Raw genomic sequence first — 15,915 nt, 5'->3', positions numbered from 1 at the left:
ACTCCGAATCTCCCCGAGAAGAACTAGCAATAGTTGACAAAGGAGAAATCGTCATGGCAAAGTATGTAGGAGCAATAGATCAGGGTACGACCAGCACCCGGTTCATGATCTTCGACCATGCTGGACAGGTCATCGGTATCGACCAGAAAGAACATGAGCAGATTTATCCCAAGCCCGGCTGGGTCGAACATGATCCAATGGAAATCTGGGCAGCCGCGCAGGCGGTTATAGCCGGTGCACTTGCAAAAGCACATGTCGATCCTAAGGATCTCGCAGCAGTCGGCGTCACCAACCAGCGTGAGACCACGGTGGTCTGGGACAAGAACACTGGCAAGCCGGTCTACAATGCCATCGTATGGCAGGACACACGTACTGACCTCATCTGCAATGAGCTGGCAAAAGTCGGTGGACAGGATCGCCTTCGTGCCAAAGTAGGACTCCCCCTGGCCACGTACTTCTCCGGTCCCAAGATCAAATGGATTCTTGACAACGTTCCTGGCGCCAGAGAGAAGGCCGAGAAGGGCGAACTGTATTTTGGCAACACGGACTCCTGGATTATTTGGAACGTGACGGGCGGAGTCAAGGGCGGCGTTCATGTCACCGATGTGACAAATGCCAGCCGCACTATGTTGATGAACCTCGAGACCCTCAACTGGGACGAAGAGAACCTCAAGCTGATGGGAATTCCGCGCTCTATGCTCCCCGACATCAAGGCCTCTTCAGAAGTCTACGGTACAGCCGTTGGCGCACTCGCAGGCATTCCTGTCTCCGGTGACCTTGGCGACCAGCAGGCAGCTCTCTTTGGCCAAACCTGCTTTAGCGCGGGAGAAGCCAAGAACACCTACGGTACCGGCTGCTTCATGCTGCTCAACACCGGCACCAAGCCCGTTCCTTCCAAGAACGGTCTGCTTACCACTCTCGGCTACAAGATCGGCAAAGAGCCCGCCGTGTACGCTCTTGAGGGCTCCATCGCCATTACAGGCGCTCTGGTTCAGTGGCTGCGCGACAACCTCGGCCTGATCCAGAAATCCTCCGACATCGAGGCCCTGGCCAACACGGTCGAGGACAACGGTGGCATCTACTTCGTACCCGCATTCTCCGGCCTCTTCGCCCCGTACTGGAAGAGCGACGCTCGTGGTGTCATCGTCGGCATGACCCGTTACGTCAACAAGGGTCACATTGCCCGCGCCGCACTCGAAGCGACTGCGTATCAGACCCGCGAAGTCCTCGAAGCCATGAACAAGGACTCCGGCGTTCCGCTTACCGCACTCAAGGTAGACGGCGGCATGGTGTTCAACGACACATTGATGCAGTTCCAGTCGGACATCCTCGGCGTTCCCGTCATCCGCCCGAAGGTAGCCGAAACCACCGCTCTCGGTGCTGCCTATGCAGCTGGCCTTGCAGTCGGTTTCTGGGCCAAGGTCGAAGATCTGCGCGCCAACTGGGGAGTGGACAAGACTTGGGAGCCCAAGATGGACAGCGCCAAGCGCGCCAAGCTCTTTGACGGCTGGCTTGAAGCCGTCAAGCGCACGTTCGGTTGGGTAAAGCAGTAGGAGTATCGTTGTAGGTTTCTCGTATCCGAAACGAGCCGCGACCGGCGGTCGCGGCTCGTTCTTGTTTGGTCAGAGTCTATCAACGATGTTCCGACTCTGTTCTCTAGAATTACGATACTGAGCAAAAAGGAATGGCGAATATGGCGGATAAGAATTATGACGTCATCATCATAGGCGCGGGTGTGGTCGGGAGTATGGTGGCCCGGTTTCTCTCGCGCTACAAACTTGATGTCCTTCTGATTGAAAAGGATTCCGACATCGGCATGGGTGCCTCCTCCGCGAATACGGCGATTATCCACGCCGGCTATGACCCAAAGCCAGGTACTCTGAAGGCCGAGATGAACGTTGTGGGAAACCAGATGTTTGATCAGCTGGCAGGCGAACTCAACTTCACCTTTGAGAGGCGCGGTGACTATGTCGTTGCTATAGGACCGGAGGAATTTGCCAAGCTTGAGAGTCTGCGGCAGCAGGGACTTGAAAATGGGGTTCCCGGAATGGTCATACTCAACGGTGCAGACGTTCGCCGGCGGGAGCCCAACATCAATCCCGAGGTAAGCGGTGCTCTCTGGGCCACTACCGGCGGTATCTGTGACCCCTTTGGTGTTGTGATTGCTGCTGCGGAGAATGCTGTCGTCAATGGGGTCACCCTTATGACCGACACGGCATTTCAGGACTTCATTATGGATGGAAAACACATCGTCGGCATCAAGACAAACCGCGGCGATTTCAGTTCTCGCTGGGTCGTCAACAGTGCAGGCCTGTATTCCGATGTGGTGATGCACAAGGCTGGCCTGCGGCCGGAGTTCAAGATTACGCCTCGAAAGGGCGAGTATTACGTCTTCGACAAAGCCGAAATCACCATCAATAACGTGCTTTTCCCGGTGCCGTCTGCAACCAGCAAGGGTATTCTAGTTACCACAACCGTGCATGGCAATACCATCATAGGACCGAACGCCCTGGAGATAGATGACAAAGAAGACCGCTCCATCACCCGTGAAGGATTGGATGAAATCTGGCAGGGGGCTATCAACCTGGTTCCCTCGCTCAGTCTACGATATTCGATAGCCGAATTTGCTGGACTCAGGCCGGGAGGAAACGCCCCGTGCGAAAACCCCGACGTCAAGTACAACAAGGATTTCATTATCGAGATTCCCAAACAGGTCGAGGGATTGGTCAATCTTGGTGGCATCGAGTCGCCCGGACTTAGCTCGTCTCCTGCCATTGCCGTCCGAGTCGTCGAGCTGCTGAAGGGCGCCGGTGAGAAGCTGGAGGAGAAGTCGGAATGGAACCCCATACGCAGGGCTCGTCCGCGCTTCCGTGACATGTTGCCGACTGAGCAGAAGTTGCTCATAGAGAACGATCCCAGCTATGGACGCATCATCTGTCGCTGCGAGAACGTCACCGAGGGCGAAATCGTCGCCGAAATACACGCACCCATACCCGCGCGAACCTACGACGCCATAAAGCGGCGCACCTGGCTAGGTACGGGACGCTGTCAGGGTGGTTTTGATACTCCGCGCGTCGTCGAGATTCTTGCCCGCGAACTGGGTGTCTCACCGCTCGAAATCAGCAAGAAGGGTAAGGGATCAGAATTCCTTGTCCGGCCGACCAAGGATGAGGAGGCAGAATAATGTTAAAGGAAAAATACGACGTGATCGTCATCGGTGCTGGCCCTGCCGGTCTGGCTGCGGCCATAGAAGCAAAGAAGACGGGTGCCCAGGAGGTGCTCGTTATCGAGCGGGCACAGGAACTGGGCGGGATTCTGCAGCAGTGCATTCATAACGGATTTGGCCTCCAAATATTCAAGAAGGACCTGCCGGGTCCTGCCTATGCGCAGCGTTTTATCGATGAGCTTGCAGGGCTTCACATCGATACGTTGCTGGATGCGATGGTACTCAATGTGACCAGCGAAAGGCGTGTGTATGCGACGAGTCGGTGGTCCGGTTTTGTCGAACTGGACACGAGGGCTCTGGTGCTGGCTATGGGCTGCCGTGAGCGAACGCGGGCACAGATTGCTTTGCCGGGAACAAGGCCGGCGGGCGTGTATACCGCGGGAACGGCCCAGCGCTTTGTTAATATCGAAGGCTTTATGCCTGGCAAGCGCTTCGTGATTCTGGGCTCGGGCGACATCGGCATGATCATGGCACGTAGGCTCACCTTCGAAGGTGCCAAGGTAGAACGAGTGCTGGAGATTATGCCCTTCCTGACCGGCCTGACGCGCAACTATGTGCAATGCCTTTTGGACTACGATATTCCACTCCAGTTGCATCATACGGTCAAGCGCATTATCGGCAACGACAGGGTAGAAGCGATAGAATCGGTTCAGATCGATGAACAGCGCCAGCCGATACCGGGCACTGAGGAGACCATTCCCTGTGATACACTGTTGCTTTCGGTGGGTCTCATCCCGGAGAATGAACTTTCACGCAAGGCGGGCGTTTCACTTGACCCCGTCACCGCTGGCCCATTTGTCGATGAAAAAATGCAGACCAGCGTGCCCGGCATTTTTGCCGCGGGCAACGTGGTACATGTCTACGACTTGGTGGATTGGGTGACTCAAGCCGGGTTGTTATGCGGGCGGAACGCGGCGCAATACGCCATCGCTGAGCGCAAACACCACGGCCGACGGGTAAAGATGAAAGCCGGAGACAATGTTCGCTACGTCGTCCCTCATGTTTTGGACAAGGAAAGCCTTGCGGAATCGGCCCAGCTTTTACAGATGCGGGTGACACTGCCGATCGAGGAACCCGTCTGGGTTGAAGTCATGAACGGCGAAGAACGCGTGACCAGAAAGGCGGAACTCTATGTGCGCCCCGGCGAGATGGTCAATATCGACATTCCACAGTCTGCCTACGACGCGGTGCAACGCGCGTCCGAGTTGAGCGTGCGAGTCGTCAGGCGATAAGGAGACTGATATGACGCAGGAACATAGGAAGTTTATCTGCATTACATGTCCAAGGGGCTGCGCCTTGGACGTGACAATGGAGGGTGAGGCCGTCGTCAAGTTGGAAGGGAACAGCTGCAAGCGCGGTGTCGACTATGTGACGGGGGAACTAAAGGACCCGCGGCGCATGGTGACGACCACGGTCCGGGTAAAGGGCGGCGTACATCCTCTTGCCCCAGTCTACACCGAATCGCCGATTCCCAAGCCACGTATTCTTGATCTACTGGCCGAAATCCGGAAGATCGAGCTTACGGCTCCCGTAAAGTTCGGGGACGTAGTGATTGCAAACGCATTCGGCACCGGCGTCAACGTTCTGGCAAGCAGAAATATTCCGGCAAAAAGCGAGGCATCATAGGAACTGACATGGCAAAAGACCTGCAGGAAGATAAAGGCGTCATCGTACCACCAGAAACACCGACATCCACTGTCGAGCCGAAGCCTGGGCTGAGTCAGAAGAAGCAACCACGCTACTGGGTCAGGCTCGCAGTATTCCTTGTGCCGCTTATCCTCAGCGAGATCATGTTCTTGCACGTCGGAAGAAGATGGAACGCTGTGATATTTCCAGTAGCCTGGGTAGCCTTCTTCTACTTCCAGATGAAGCGGGGCGGGTGGAACGTTTTCAGACCCTGAAGAGGTAGCCAGTATCTCAACTGGACGGCAAGCGAATAGCGGTCACCATTGGTTCTGGCTTTGAAGACCTGAAGTACTGCGCGCCCTTGTGCGCATGCACGAAGAGGGCACCTTGGTTTCTGGAATCGGGTGTTCGTGGACTGCCGTGCGTTTACCGCAGGCGTGACAATAGTGTGAAAAATCCGGTTGCATTGCCCTCCCGGGCGCTATACTGTTCGCAGCTGTAGCAAGCAGCAATTCCCTTTCCTTTTTCACATTGCTCCGGGCTCAACCCACCCGGGGCATCTCCTTTTCTGGGCTCATCCTCTCCTCATCGTTCACATGAGAGCGTCCGCAGATGCAAAACCCCCGGCGTAAAGCCGGGGGTTGGCGGTTTGCTCTGGAACAGATTCTAGTAACCGGTCGGAGCGGTCCAGGCTGGAACGGCCTTCGGATCAGTCGGCGGAACGATGGTACCGTCGATGATGGCCTGGCGGAGGTTGTTGATCTTGGTGATCTGGTCAGCGGACAGGACCTTGGCAACGTTATCTTGGGCCCAGCCAACGCCACCGTCGGTCAGCGACAGAGTGACAACCTCTGACTTGAAGGTGTCGTCAACAACGGACTTGATGGCCGTCCACGTAGCAAAGTCGACGTGCTTGATGGCGGAGGTCAGCGTTCCCGCGGGATACAGGTTCGGGTTCTTGCCCATGTCGACGTCGACACCGATGCCCCACAGACCCTTGTCAGGTCCGCCGGCTTCCTTGATGGCTTCGAACATGCCGTTGCCAGTGGCGCCGGCAGCGTGGAACAGGATATCACACTTCTGAGCAATCATTGTCTGGGCGATAAGCTTGCCCTTGGGCTGGTCGCCGAAGCTGCCAGCGTAGACGTCAGCCACGTTCTTGCCAGCGGTGCCGTAGGCAGTCGGGTTCGTGGTCTTGATGCCAGCGAAGAAACCTGCTTCATAGCGCTGGACGGCCGGAACGGCGATACCACCGATGTAGCCAATTTTGTTCGCCTTCGTGGCATAGCCAGCGATGGCACCGACAAGGAACCCGCACTGCTCTTCCTTGAACAGGTAGTCGACAAGGTTGGGGAGGTTAGGGAGCGGTGCAAACGTCGTGGCGTCGGAGGGAACGGCGTCGATGAGCATGAACTTGACGTCCGGATGATCCTTGGCGACCTGGTACGTGGCGTCGGCGAGCATGAAGCCGACGGCGATGATCATCTTGCAGCCCTCGTCCTCGGCAAGCTTGGTGAGGTTGGGGACGTAGTCCGTCTGTTCCTTGGACTCGAGCACGACGGGGGTGATGCCAGGGATCGGAGCGATGTTCTTGTCGGTAAGGTCAGGGGCGTTGTCGGCCAGAGACTGTGCATAGTCTGCATCAGACATGTCAATGTAGCCGCCACCCTTGACGAAGGACTTCTTGGCAGCCCAGATCTCGAGACCGCGCAAGGCGGAATCGTTGAATGACTGGTCGCCACGGCCACCGACATCGGTGACAAGGCCAATCTTAATCTCGTTGACGACCGGCGTGGCCTTCTTGCAACCGGTGAAGACGGAGGCAGCAAGAGCTAGAATCAGTACAACAGACAGCAGTCTTCTCATTTGTTCTCCTCCAGAACAGAATAGCCTAATAGTAAGTATTCTAGCACAAATACGTGATCCATGTCTCGACACCGGCAATTGCGCCGGTCTGTCAGTCACACGCCAAGCTCATGTACCTGTGGTTCACCTCCCATTACGCATGTCTGAGCGCCCGCTCATAGTCAGGACATATCCAGCCGTCAGCGAAATGCATCAAACTGGCCTCAGTCTCCTGGGAGACTGTTCACCGACGTGATCGTCGGTCTACTTCCCATGTGGGGCGCGACAGACCTCGAGGAACATGCCAACGCTCCACCCATGAGCCTAACCATAACACATCTTCGGTCAAGGCTTGTGGGGTCCCTTCGTATCGTTCTCCGGCCTGCCGACGTAGATGCCATGCTGTGATGATAGGGCAAGACCCGTCCGCAGGAAGACAACCGGCGGGACGTAAACTGTCCAGACTCCGGTCAGGGCATAGCGGACGAACCGCCCGATCTGGGCGGTCAGGCCAGTGCCGGGGGGCAGGACAACGGCGAGTCCGCGCGATATCAGGAGGACTGCGACGATGCCCAGCACGAACCGGAGAATCCTGGTTCGGACGGGACCGGCTGCATTGAAACGGGTATGCCGCTGCTGGAACACCAGACCCACGAGGCAGCCCCCATTGCAGGATGGGACCGGGAACAATGGTCATACAGACGCCTCTTTGTCGTACCGTGGTCTGGTCCGTCTACAGACTAAGCCGGTTCAGCACGGGCGCAAGGTCTAGAGATACTGGAGGCGGCGCTCGACCTTCGCCTGAAGGTTCTGGTGGTTACGCAGGTACTCCTCGACGACGTCCCGGCCGGACGTTGCAAGCAGGCGGGGCTGCTCCACCTGTGCCAGTTCCTCGCCCGTCAGCTGCAGCCCGACGGTCGAGTTCTTGTAGTGGTATCCCTGCAGACAGATGGAGTACCGCGAGGAATCGTCGACAGGGACGCCGTTCAGAGTCAGCGACACCAGTTCATGCTTCACCAGGTCGTAGACCGCCTTCACGCCCCTGTTCACCTGGTAGTACTCGCCCTCGCCTTTGCGGTTCTCCGGGCGCATGAACCCGGCGAATGCGTGCCTGAGTTGTGCGCGGGTCACGGTGAACCGGGTGACGGAGTCGTCGTAGGGGAACAGCGTCAGGTAGTCGCCTAGCGTGACGACGGAACCCAGCTCCGTCTTGCGGATGCTGCCGCTGCCGACGAATGTGACGTCGACCCCGGTCTTCTCCTGGATTGCGTCGGCAAACAGGTTTCCAGGCTCTGTCTCGCGTGTGCGTTCCGGGTGCGTGAGTGTGCGTGGGAACTTGGAGATGATACTGCCGTACTTCCTGTCGACGACGTCCTTGAACCCGTCGATGAACGCGGTGAGCTTTTCGTCGGGCTGGCAGTGGGCGTTGTCAATTGGGACCAGCTTCCATGTCCAGTCGACGATACTGTTGGTGTCGTCATCCACGGTGATGTCGAACCGTCCAACCTGGTCGGTGCCGGTGCCGGCCTGTGCGATCAGAATGTTGTTGACGATGGCGGGCTGCTCCAGTATCGTGTGGCTATGCCCTCCGATGATCATGTCGACACCCCATGCGGGGTCCAGCAGGCTCGCAAGCTCCTTATCGGACTCGAAGCCGATGTAGGTCAGCAGGATGGTCAGGTCGATGTCATCATTCTTGTAGGCGTTGCAGATCTTCCCGACTTTGGAGGCCGCCTCCTGCAGCGTGATGAACGACGATAGCATGTTGTCGGTCTTCAGCATGTCCATGACCTTCTCCGTGATGATCCCGATGAACAGGATGTCGAAGCCGTCGACGTTCTTCACCACGTACGGCTGGAACAGGCGCTTGTTGTACTGGGTGATGTAGAAATTGGCCACCTTCTCCAGGAACAGCAGGTGTGGCAGTCCATAGTCGAATTCGTGGTTGCCCAGCGTGGCGACGTCCGGCGCCAGGTAGTTCATGATCTCCATCGTGTGATACCCTTGTACTCGGCGTCGATGAGGGACCCCTGCACCATGTCGCCTGCAATGCAGTACAGGACATTCTTCTCCTCGTTCCGGACCTGGTTGATATACCCGGACAACAGTGACAGGCCGCCGATAAGGTGGCCCTCTTGGCCGCGCATCTCTGCGAGGAAATCGCCGTGCATGTCGTTGCTGTGAAGGATGGTGAACCGCTTCGTGGTACCCATGGTGGCCTCCTGTGGAGAATGGCGGTGAGAACCTCTGGGAATATCCTCCGAGACACAGGTCCGTGTCAAGCCCGTGCCGCTTATCATGAAGACTTGTCGTTCGATGGAGTCGCCGTGCGCCACGTAGCCATTGCCACGGGCGCCTGGCTGCGTACTATTGACCAGAAGGACTGGAGGCGACTGTGGCGACGATGCAGGACTTTGAGCAACTCGACATCAGGACAGGGACGATCACTGCGTGCGAGCCGTTTCCCCAGGCCCGTAAGCCTGCGTATAAGCTGACCATCGACTTTGGGCCTGACCTTGGCGTCAAGCATTGCAGCGCACAGATCACCGTGCTCTATGTGCCGGAACAGCTTGTTGGGCGGCAGGTGCTGGGCGTCGTCAACTTTCCCAGCCGTATGGTGGCGGGGTTCCCGTCAGAAGTGCTAGTCCTCGGCGTCTACGCCCCCGAGGGCGTGGTGCTGGTCGGTGCCGATCGTCCGGTACCCAACGGGCTCAGGCTCGGCTGATCCGGGGGTATTGCGCCTCAGCGCGGCCCCTATCATGAGAGAGAACCTCAACCAGGAGGCAACCATGGACGAAGACAGAAAGACCTTCTATATCGGTACCGAGGTGGACCCGTCGACGGGTCAGGCTGGAGCCCCTGTCCTGTATCCGAGCAAGGACCTGACGACGCACGGTGTCATCGTCGGCATGACCGGGTCCGGCAAGACGGGTCTGTCCATCGACCTCATCGAAGAGGCCCTGATGGACGGCGTTCCTGTCATCGCCATCGACCCCAAGGGTGATCTGGGCAACCTCCTCCTGACATTTCCGGGCCTGAGTGCCGCGGAGTTTCAGCCGTGGGTGGATCCGGCTGAAGCTGAGCGAAAGGAACTGACGGTGGAGCAGGCGGCTCTCGAAACGGCAACGACATGGCAGAAGGGTCTGGCTTCATCAGGGATTGCGCCGGAACGGATCGCGCAGCTGAAGGCGAAGGCCGATTTTGTCATCTTCACGCCGGGGTCGACTGCGGGCATCCCGGTGTCGGTTCTGCAGAGCTTCCGCAGGCCTGCGGGAGACCTCGGCGACGAGGAGACGCAGGAGAAAGTCAAGGGTGTCACCTCCGCCCTCCTTGGCCTCGTGGGCATCGACGCCGACCCAGTTCGCAGCCGTGAGCACATCCTTATCAGCTCCATCATCAACGATACGTGGGGCAAGGACACAGACCTGACCCTCCCGGACCTTATCGTGCAGCTGCAGAACCCGCCGTTCGAGAAGCTTGGCGTCTTCGAGGTGGACACCTTCTTTCCGCCAAGGGAACGGCTGGACCTTGCCATGCGCATCAATGGGCTCATCGCTTCTCCCTCGTTCCAGTCCTGGTTGAACGGCGCTCCTCTGGATGTCGAGAGGTTCCTTCGCGCACCGGACGGCAGGCCGCGTTGCAGTATCTTCGCCATTGCACACCTGTCTGACGTGGAGCGCATGTTCTTCGTGACGCTCCTGCTTCAGGAGGTTCTTGCCTGGATGCGTCTCCAGCAGGGGACCGATTCTCTGCGGGCTCTGCTGTACTTCGACGAGGTGTTCGGGTACTTCCCGCCGTACCCTTTCAATCCGCCCTCCAAGGTGCCCCTGCTCACCCTGATGAAGCAAGCACGCGCGTTTGGCCTCGGCGTGGTGCTGGCGACCCAGAACCCCGTGGACGTCGACTACAAAGGCCTCAGCAATGCCGGTACCTGGGTCATCGGCAAACTTCAGCAGGACGGCGACCGCGAACGTGTGCTCGGCGGCCTCGAGGGAGCCCTGCAGGAAGGGGGTGGCACGCTCGACAGGGCGTGGTTCAACGGCGTCCTGGGCAGTCTCAAGCCGCGCCAGTTTCTGCTGCACAACGTCCATACCGCGAGGCATGTCGTCGTGGAGTCCCGTTTTGCGATGAGCTACCTGCGTGGACCCCTCACCAAGGGTCAGATTGGACAGCTGATGGCGTCACGGAAGATCGAGTTCGAGAATGTCACCCACGAAGCGTTGCCGACCTCGGGACCGTCACGATATCTGGCCGCGTTCCCCGACGGCATCCCGGTTCAGTTCGCTGCCGTCCCGGCGGGGACCACGCTCGACCCATACGTGTTCGGCGAAGCGGACGTGGCTTACGAGGACAAGACGACCGGAGCATTCGTGCAGGAGCATCTGCTGCTTTCCGTCCCGGTCTCGCAATGGCCCGCCGTCGACTGGACAACCGCGGAGCAGCTACCCGAGGGCATGACGTGGTGGGACAAGGCTCCCGACGGCGTGCTGTTCGAAGAGGTTCCTGCGGACCTGCAGAAGCCGGCGTCCTGGAAGACCCTCACGGCGCGGCTCAAAGACGTCCTGAAGGTCCGGCCCCTGACGTTGTTGACGAGCAAGCCGTATAAGGTTGCTCAGCAGAACGGTGAAACGGAAGGCCAGTTCATGGCGCGGCTCGGCGTCCTGTCCGCTCCCGACATCACCGGAGCCGTAAACAAGGTACGGGAGAAGCTGCAGGAGAAACAGCACAAGCTGCAGGACGACCTGACCGAGGCGCAGCAGCGGCTGAACATCGCGCAGATGGAAGCGCGCAACCGTAGCTCGGCGGCGACCATGCAGACGGCGGAGGCGTTCCTGGGTCTGCTGGTGGGGCGCAAACGCAGCTTCGCGACGGGCGCCCGGACACGGGGAACAGCCCAGACGTTACAGGAGAAAGCCAACGATCTTCAGCAGAAGGTGAACGACCTTCAGCAGCAGGTGGCGGTGCTGGCGGCGCAGACGCAGGCGACCGTGATGGCACAGGAACAGGCTGCCCGGGCGAAGTATCTGGCGGTGGAGGCAAAACTGCTGCGTCCGAAGGTGAGCAACATCGTCGTCAAGCGGGTAGGCGTCGTCTTTCGCTAGACGCCATAACGTTTCCACTACTGAATCTGCCCGGTTCCACGCTTGATGGGACCGGGCAGACGCGTTGCAGGGGCCTGTGGCAACTCAGGATGGCTGGTCTGCCAGTGCGTCGGCGACTGCAGTGACGAGGTCGTCCATGTGATACGGCTTCTGTACGTAGCCGACCATGCCTGCATCGAGGGTATCCTGTGCATGTCCATCCAGACCGTAGCCCGTCGACAGGATGGCGCGCACGTCGGGGTCGATGGCCTTGAGGGCTTTGAAGCATTCCTGACCATCCTTGCCAGGCATGACCATGTCGATGATGACGAGGTCGGCTTCGTGGGGATGCGCGCGGTACCAGGTGACCGCTTCCGTGGTACCGATGGCGGTGACGACGTCGTATCCTGCCCGGCGCAGCATCTCGCGCGCCAACTTGCGGACGACCTCTTCGTCGTCGACGATCAGGATGCGCCCGTGTCCCTTGCGTGGGAGATCGGCAGCGTGCGCAGTCGCTGGTACGACGTCGGTTACCGGGACGTACACGGTAAACGTGGTCCCCTTGCCGATATCGCTCTCGACGTCGATGAACCCCTGGTGTGCCTTCACGATCCCATACACCATAGCCAGTCCCATGCCGGTCCCCTTGTCCACGTCCTTGGTTGTGAAGAAGGGCTCGAAGATGCGGCGGAGGTTCTTCTTCTCGATGCCGACGCCGGTGTCAGAGACTGATAGCGCGACAAACACGCCTGGCTCCGCTCCGGGGTGTGCCATGAGCCGTTCGGCGTTGAGTGCCTGGCGCCATGTCCGGAACGTCAGACTCCCACCCTGCGGCATCGCGTCGCGCCCGTTGATGGCTAGGTTGAGGACGATTTGCTGGAGTTGTCCGGGGTCTCCCAGGACGGTTGCCTGGTCCGTATCGAAGTGTTCGGTCACAATGATGTTCTTGTTGACCGTTCGGGTGAGAAGCGACACGACCTCGAGGATGGTGCTGTTGAGGTCGACCGTGGTGTTCTGACGCTTGCCCCGCCTCGCGAAGCTTAGCAGCTGTTTGGTGAGCTCGGCTGCTCGCTCGGCCGCCTGCTGGATGACGTGCAGTCCCTCCTGCATGGTACTCCCCGGAGCGGCATCCGGCTCCAGCATGTTGGCATATCCCAGGATGCCCGTCAGGATGTTGTTGAAATCGTGGGCGACACCGCCAGCTAGGAGCCCGATCCCTTCCAGCTTCTGGGACTGGCGCAGCTGCTCCTCGAGAGCAGCCTCCTGTGTGATGTCACGCCCGACGTAGGTATAGTTTGCAACCTCGTCGCCGGGACCTCGGACGGGACTGACTGTCAAGTCGAGTTCCACCAGGCTACCATCCTTGCGAACGCTGGTGATTTTCTTCTTCCAGCTGTCGTAGATGGCCAGGTGCTCCTGCGCGCGCCGTTCGAGAGGGACTGCAACCTCGTCGCCCAGAAGTCCCCGGATGTTGCGCCCTCTGCTTTCGACGGCGGGGAGCCCTGTTGCGTGCTCGAATGCAGGGTTGATGTAGGTGACGACGCCGTCGGGATCAGTGATCGCGATGGCCTCGGCGGCCTGTTCGATGGCGGTGGCCAGGCGAAGCACCCTGGCTTCGGCCCGTTCGCGCCGGACATTATTGATTGCGAGGAAGACAATACCCAGGACCAGCAGCAGCATGACCACGGTGGTGAAGACGACAAGCCGACGGTTGGTGTCGAGGATGGTGACGGGGCGGTTGATCACCATGGCCCCGGCGGGAAGGCTGGACACGGGAATGCGGAAGGCCTCCAGCCTGTGCCAGTCGAATGCCACGCGCGTCGACTGCCTTGTCACCACTGGGATTGAACCGGCGGGCTCACCGGCCAGGATGCGCACGGCGAGTTCGCCCGCTTTTGCACCCTCCAGTTGAGGGCTCGTGAGCACGCCACCGACGATGCCTTGACCCAGGCCCTGTTCATACATGCCGTAAATCGGCAGCGCCGTGTGCCGGGCAAGCTCAGCGGTGAACGCTGGCATGTCTATGAACACGCCGTCGCGGTCGCGAATGAACAGTGCAGCCAGAATAATGGTATTGCCAGGGAGTGCTGCCACTGCGTCCATGAGCTCTGCGACTGTCGTGACAGGGGAGAACGTAAACGCAGCGTGGTCCTGAAATTCCGGGATGACGCTCTGGATGGTTCGGCGAACAGCAATTCCGGTCTCAGTGAAGTCCGTGATGACGTAGACGCTGCTGGCGTGCGGGTGCAGCCTGAGCGCCAGCGCGAGTGTCCCGACGGGGTCGATCTCCTCGGCCACACCAGTGACATCTTTCGCTCCCCTGAGCAGAGATGTCTGATAGTCGTTGATGCCGCAGAACACAATGGGCACGCCGGCAAACAGATTGCTGCGGTGGTCCAGTGCAAAGTCCAGCGCCGGGTTGTCGGTGACGATCAGGACGTCGGGTTTGTTGACACCGTAGCGGGTCTGCAGCAGCTTCTCGAACTGATCGTGGTTCTGCTGCGAGGGGAACCTGCTCCAGTCGAGGTACTCCGCAGAAAGCTGAATCGACGACGGCGAGTCATCGAGGACACTGCGGATCCCTGCGACCTCACCGTCTGTCCATGAGTAGCCCTGGTCGTAGGAGTTGAGGATGAGGACGCTGCTGGGAGGCGCTGTGGCAACAGCTGGCGGAATCCCCAGCATTGCTGCGAAGACTGCTGTCAGAACGAGCAATATGACCAGACGGGATGCCTTCACGCGTATTCCTCCGAGCCACGATTGCCAAGGAACGAACGGCGACACACGACTATTGTGACGCGTAGGCTCTGCTATTCAAGAGGGGCGCTGCCTGGCGAGAGCTGATGCAAACCCTCCCATGTCATATGGTTTCGGGAGGACGCCCTCGAACTGGTGGCTTCTATGGTCTGCAATGACGGCATCCGGTAACCTGTCGACGTCAGGCATCAGTGCCGAGGATCGATGGCTGGTCGGCGAGGGAGGCGAGGACCGACGTCAGTTCAGCAAAGCTGTACGGCTTGGCCAAGACGGCGTCGAACTGGTAGGAACGGTACTGAGCCATGATGGGGTCATTTGCGTACCCGCTCGAGGCGATGAGGCGCGCCGTCGTGTGCTGGGCGCGGAGGGCCACAACTGCCTCTTCACCACCCATGCCGCCGGGAATCGTCAGATCCATGATGATGGTGCTGAAAGGATGCCTGGCTACACAGGCCTCTGCATCCGCACGAAGTGCGCTGGCCCCGTCAGAGACAGCTTCCGCCTCATATCCGAGTTTCTTTAGCATTGCAACTACCACTTGTCGCACCGTGAGTTCGTCGTCCATGACCAGGGCGCGGCCGTGTCCACTGAATCGGGGCGCTGTCTCACGCGACTGAGGGGGTGGACTGGCAGGGGCAGCCGGCAGGGAGATCGAGAAGGTCGTGCCGGCACCTGGTGTCGAGGCAACGCCGATGTATCCGTCATGCTTGTGGACGATGGCGTAGGATGTCGCCAGGCCGAGGCCGCTGCCGCGGCGCTTCGTACTGAAGAAGGGATCGAAGATTCTGCGAAGGTTCGTCTCGGCGATCCCGACGCCGGTGTCGCTGAGGTCGATGCGGACATAGTCGCCAGGAGCCAGGTCCGGGTACGCGCCGTCGTCTACGGTGACGTTGCGTGCAATGACGGAAATCGTCCCTCCGGCAGGCATCGCCTCGTCAGCGTTGATGACGATGTTGGAGAAGACCTGAGACAGTTGCCCCTTGTCGACGCTTGCCCACCAGAGGTCCGCGGGCAGGTCGAAACGAGCCGAAACGTCAGAACCGCGCAAGGCGCAGCTGACAGCTTCCCGCAGGATATGAGCAAGGTCCTGGACGGAACGGACGGGAGCCCCTCCCTTCGCGAATGTCAGCAGCTGCTGCGACAGCCCGCGAGCCTGGAGGATCTCCTGCTCTGCTTCCTGCAGCAGTTCGCGGGAATGGTCCGTGTCATCCTCGATGTGTGCGAGATTGATGTTGCCGATGATACCGGTCAGCATATTGTTGAAGTCATGTGCGATGCCACCTGCCAGGATGCCCAGCGACTCCAGCTTGTCCATCCGCTGAAGCTCGCTTTCGAGACGTAGCCGTTCGGTGATGTCGCGGGCGATGTTGAGCACCACCG

At 59.3% G+C, this 15,915-nt stretch carries 11 protein-coding genes and 1 pseudogene; 7 read left to right on the top strand and 5 right to left on the bottom strand.

Annotation, left to right across the window (positions count from 1 at the left end; all coding sequences use genetic code 11):
- The first annotated feature begins 53 nt into the window (after nt 1-53).
- The 5 genes from glpK (at nt 54) to SMC1_RS07415 (ending at nt 5,127) form a co-directional block, all read left to right on the top strand.
- Entirely contained in the window at nt 54-1,553 is a 1,500-nt protein-coding gene (gene glpK / locus SMC1_RS07435) for a glycerol kinase GlpK (protein WP_119086149.1), read from the top strand.
- Nucleotides 1,554-1,693: 140 nt separating this feature from the next.
- The gene (locus tag SMC1_RS07430) at nt 1,694-3,184 is read left to right on the top strand and encodes an NAD(P)/FAD-dependent oxidoreductase (RefSeq protein ID WP_119086148.1); all 1,491 of its coding nucleotides are present in this window, start codon (nt 1,694-1,696) and stop codon (nt 3,182-3,184) included.
- Nucleotides 3,184-4,458 carry an NAD(P)/FAD-dependent oxidoreductase gene (locus tag SMC1_RS07425; protein ID WP_207799357.1) on the top strand — a complete coding sequence of 425 codons (1,275 nt, stop codon included), beginning with the start codon at nt 3,184-3,186 and terminating at the stop codon, nt 4,456-4,458. Before SMC1_RS07430 ends, SMC1_RS07425 begins: the two co-directional genes overlap by 1 nt.
- Before the next feature lie 10 nt (nt 4,459-4,468).
- Nucleotides 4,469-4,852, top strand: coding sequence for a DUF1667 domain-containing protein (locus SMC1_RS07420; RefSeq protein WP_119086146.1), 384 nt, complete (start codon nt 4,469-4,471; stop codon nt 4,850-4,852).
- Between the two features lie 8 nt (nt 4,853-4,860).
- Entirely contained in the window at nt 4,861-5,127 is a 267-nt protein-coding gene (locus tag SMC1_RS07415) for a hypothetical protein (protein ID WP_119086145.1), read from the top strand.
- A 391-nt stretch (nt 5,128-5,518) separates the two neighbouring features.
- Here SMC1_RS07415 and SMC1_RS07410 read toward each other — a convergent pair whose 3' ends face one another.
- From SMC1_RS07410 to SMC1_RS07400, 3 genes and pseudogenes are all read right to left on the bottom strand, one after another.
- Nucleotides 5,519-6,718: a BMP family lipoprotein gene (locus SMC1_RS07410; RefSeq protein ID WP_119086144.1), complete on the bottom strand. Its 1,200-nt coding sequence runs from the start codon at nt 6,716-6,718 to the stop codon at nt 5,519-5,521.
- A 324-nt stretch (nt 6,719-7,042) separates the two neighbouring features.
- Nucleotides 7,043-7,351, bottom strand: coding sequence for a hypothetical protein (locus SMC1_RS07405; RefSeq protein WP_119086143.1), 309 nt, complete (start codon nt 7,349-7,351; stop codon nt 7,043-7,045).
- A 114-nt stretch (nt 7,352-7,465) separates the two neighbouring features.
- Nucleotides 7,466-8,910: pseudogene (locus SMC1_RS07400) on the bottom strand (bifunctional metallophosphatase/5'-nucleotidase).
- 191 nt (nt 8,911-9,101) lie between these two features.
- Here SMC1_RS07400 and SMC1_RS07395 point away from each other — a divergent pair.
- Together SMC1_RS07395 and SMC1_RS07390 are read left to right on the top strand one after the other, a co-directional pair.
- Nucleotides 9,102-9,422 carry a tRNA-binding protein gene (locus SMC1_RS07395; protein ID WP_165849319.1) on the top strand — a complete coding sequence of 107 codons (321 nt, stop codon included), beginning with the start codon at nt 9,102-9,104 and terminating at the stop codon, nt 9,420-9,422.
- Nucleotides 9,423-9,486: 64 nt separating this feature from the next.
- Nucleotides 9,487-11,799 carry a helicase HerA-like domain-containing protein gene (locus SMC1_RS07390; protein ID WP_165849318.1) on the top strand — a complete coding sequence of 771 codons (2,313 nt, stop codon included), beginning with the start codon at nt 9,487-9,489 and terminating at the stop codon, nt 11,797-11,799.
- Between the two features lie 84 nt (nt 11,800-11,883).
- Here SMC1_RS07390 and SMC1_RS07385 read toward each other — a convergent pair whose 3' ends face one another.
- Together SMC1_RS07385 and SMC1_RS07380 are read right to left on the bottom strand one after the other, a co-directional pair.
- Nucleotides 11,884-14,517 carry a response regulator gene (locus SMC1_RS07385; RefSeq protein ID WP_119086140.1) on the bottom strand — a complete coding sequence of 878 codons (2,634 nt, stop codon included), beginning with the start codon at nt 14,515-14,517 and terminating at the stop codon, nt 11,884-11,886.
- 199 nt (nt 14,518-14,716) lie between these two features.
- Entirely contained in the window at nt 14,717-15,913 is a 1,197-nt protein-coding gene (locus tag SMC1_RS07380) for an ATP-binding protein (protein ID WP_119086139.1), read from the bottom strand.
- Between the last annotated feature and the right edge of the window lie 2 nt (nt 15,914-15,915).

The sequence above is a fragment of the Candidatus Cryosericum septentrionale genome, from assembly GCF_003570995.1.
Lineage (GTDB): Bacteria > Caldisericota > Caldisericia > Cryosericales > Cryosericaceae > Cryosericum > Cryosericum septentrionale.
This window is presented reverse-complemented; position numbering and strand designations above follow the sequence as displayed.

What these genes read in the sequence shown, in the direction of transcription:
- SMC1_RS07390 (WP_165849318.1), top strand. Translation starts at nt 9,487, where the DNA reads ATGGACGAAGACAGAAAGACCTTCTATATCGGTACCGAGGTGGACCCG.
- SMC1_RS07425 (WP_207799357.1), top strand. Translation starts at nt 3,184, where the DNA reads ATGTTAAAGGAAAAATACGACGTGATCGTCATCGGTGCTGGCCCTGCC.
- glpK (WP_119086149.1), top strand. Translation starts at nt 54, where the DNA reads ATGGCAAAGTATGTAGGAGCAATAGATCAGGGTACGACCAGCACCCGG.
- SMC1_RS07395 (WP_165849319.1), top strand. Translation starts at nt 9,102, where the DNA reads ATGCAGGACTTTGAGCAACTCGACATCAGGACAGGGACGATCACTGCG.
- SMC1_RS07430 (WP_119086148.1), top strand. Translation starts at nt 1,694, where the DNA reads ATGGCGGATAAGAATTATGACGTCATCATCATAGGCGCGGGTGTGGTC.
- SMC1_RS07410 (WP_119086144.1), bottom strand. Translation starts at nt 6,718, where the DNA reads ATGAGAAGACTGCTGTCTGTTGTACTGATTCTAGCTCTTGCTGCCTCC.
- SMC1_RS07415 (WP_119086145.1), top strand. Translation starts at nt 4,861, where the DNA reads ATGGCAAAAGACCTGCAGGAAGATAAAGGCGTCATCGTACCACCAGAA.
- SMC1_RS07420 (WP_119086146.1), top strand. Translation starts at nt 4,469, where the DNA reads ATGACGCAGGAACATAGGAAGTTTATCTGCATTACATGTCCAAGGGGC.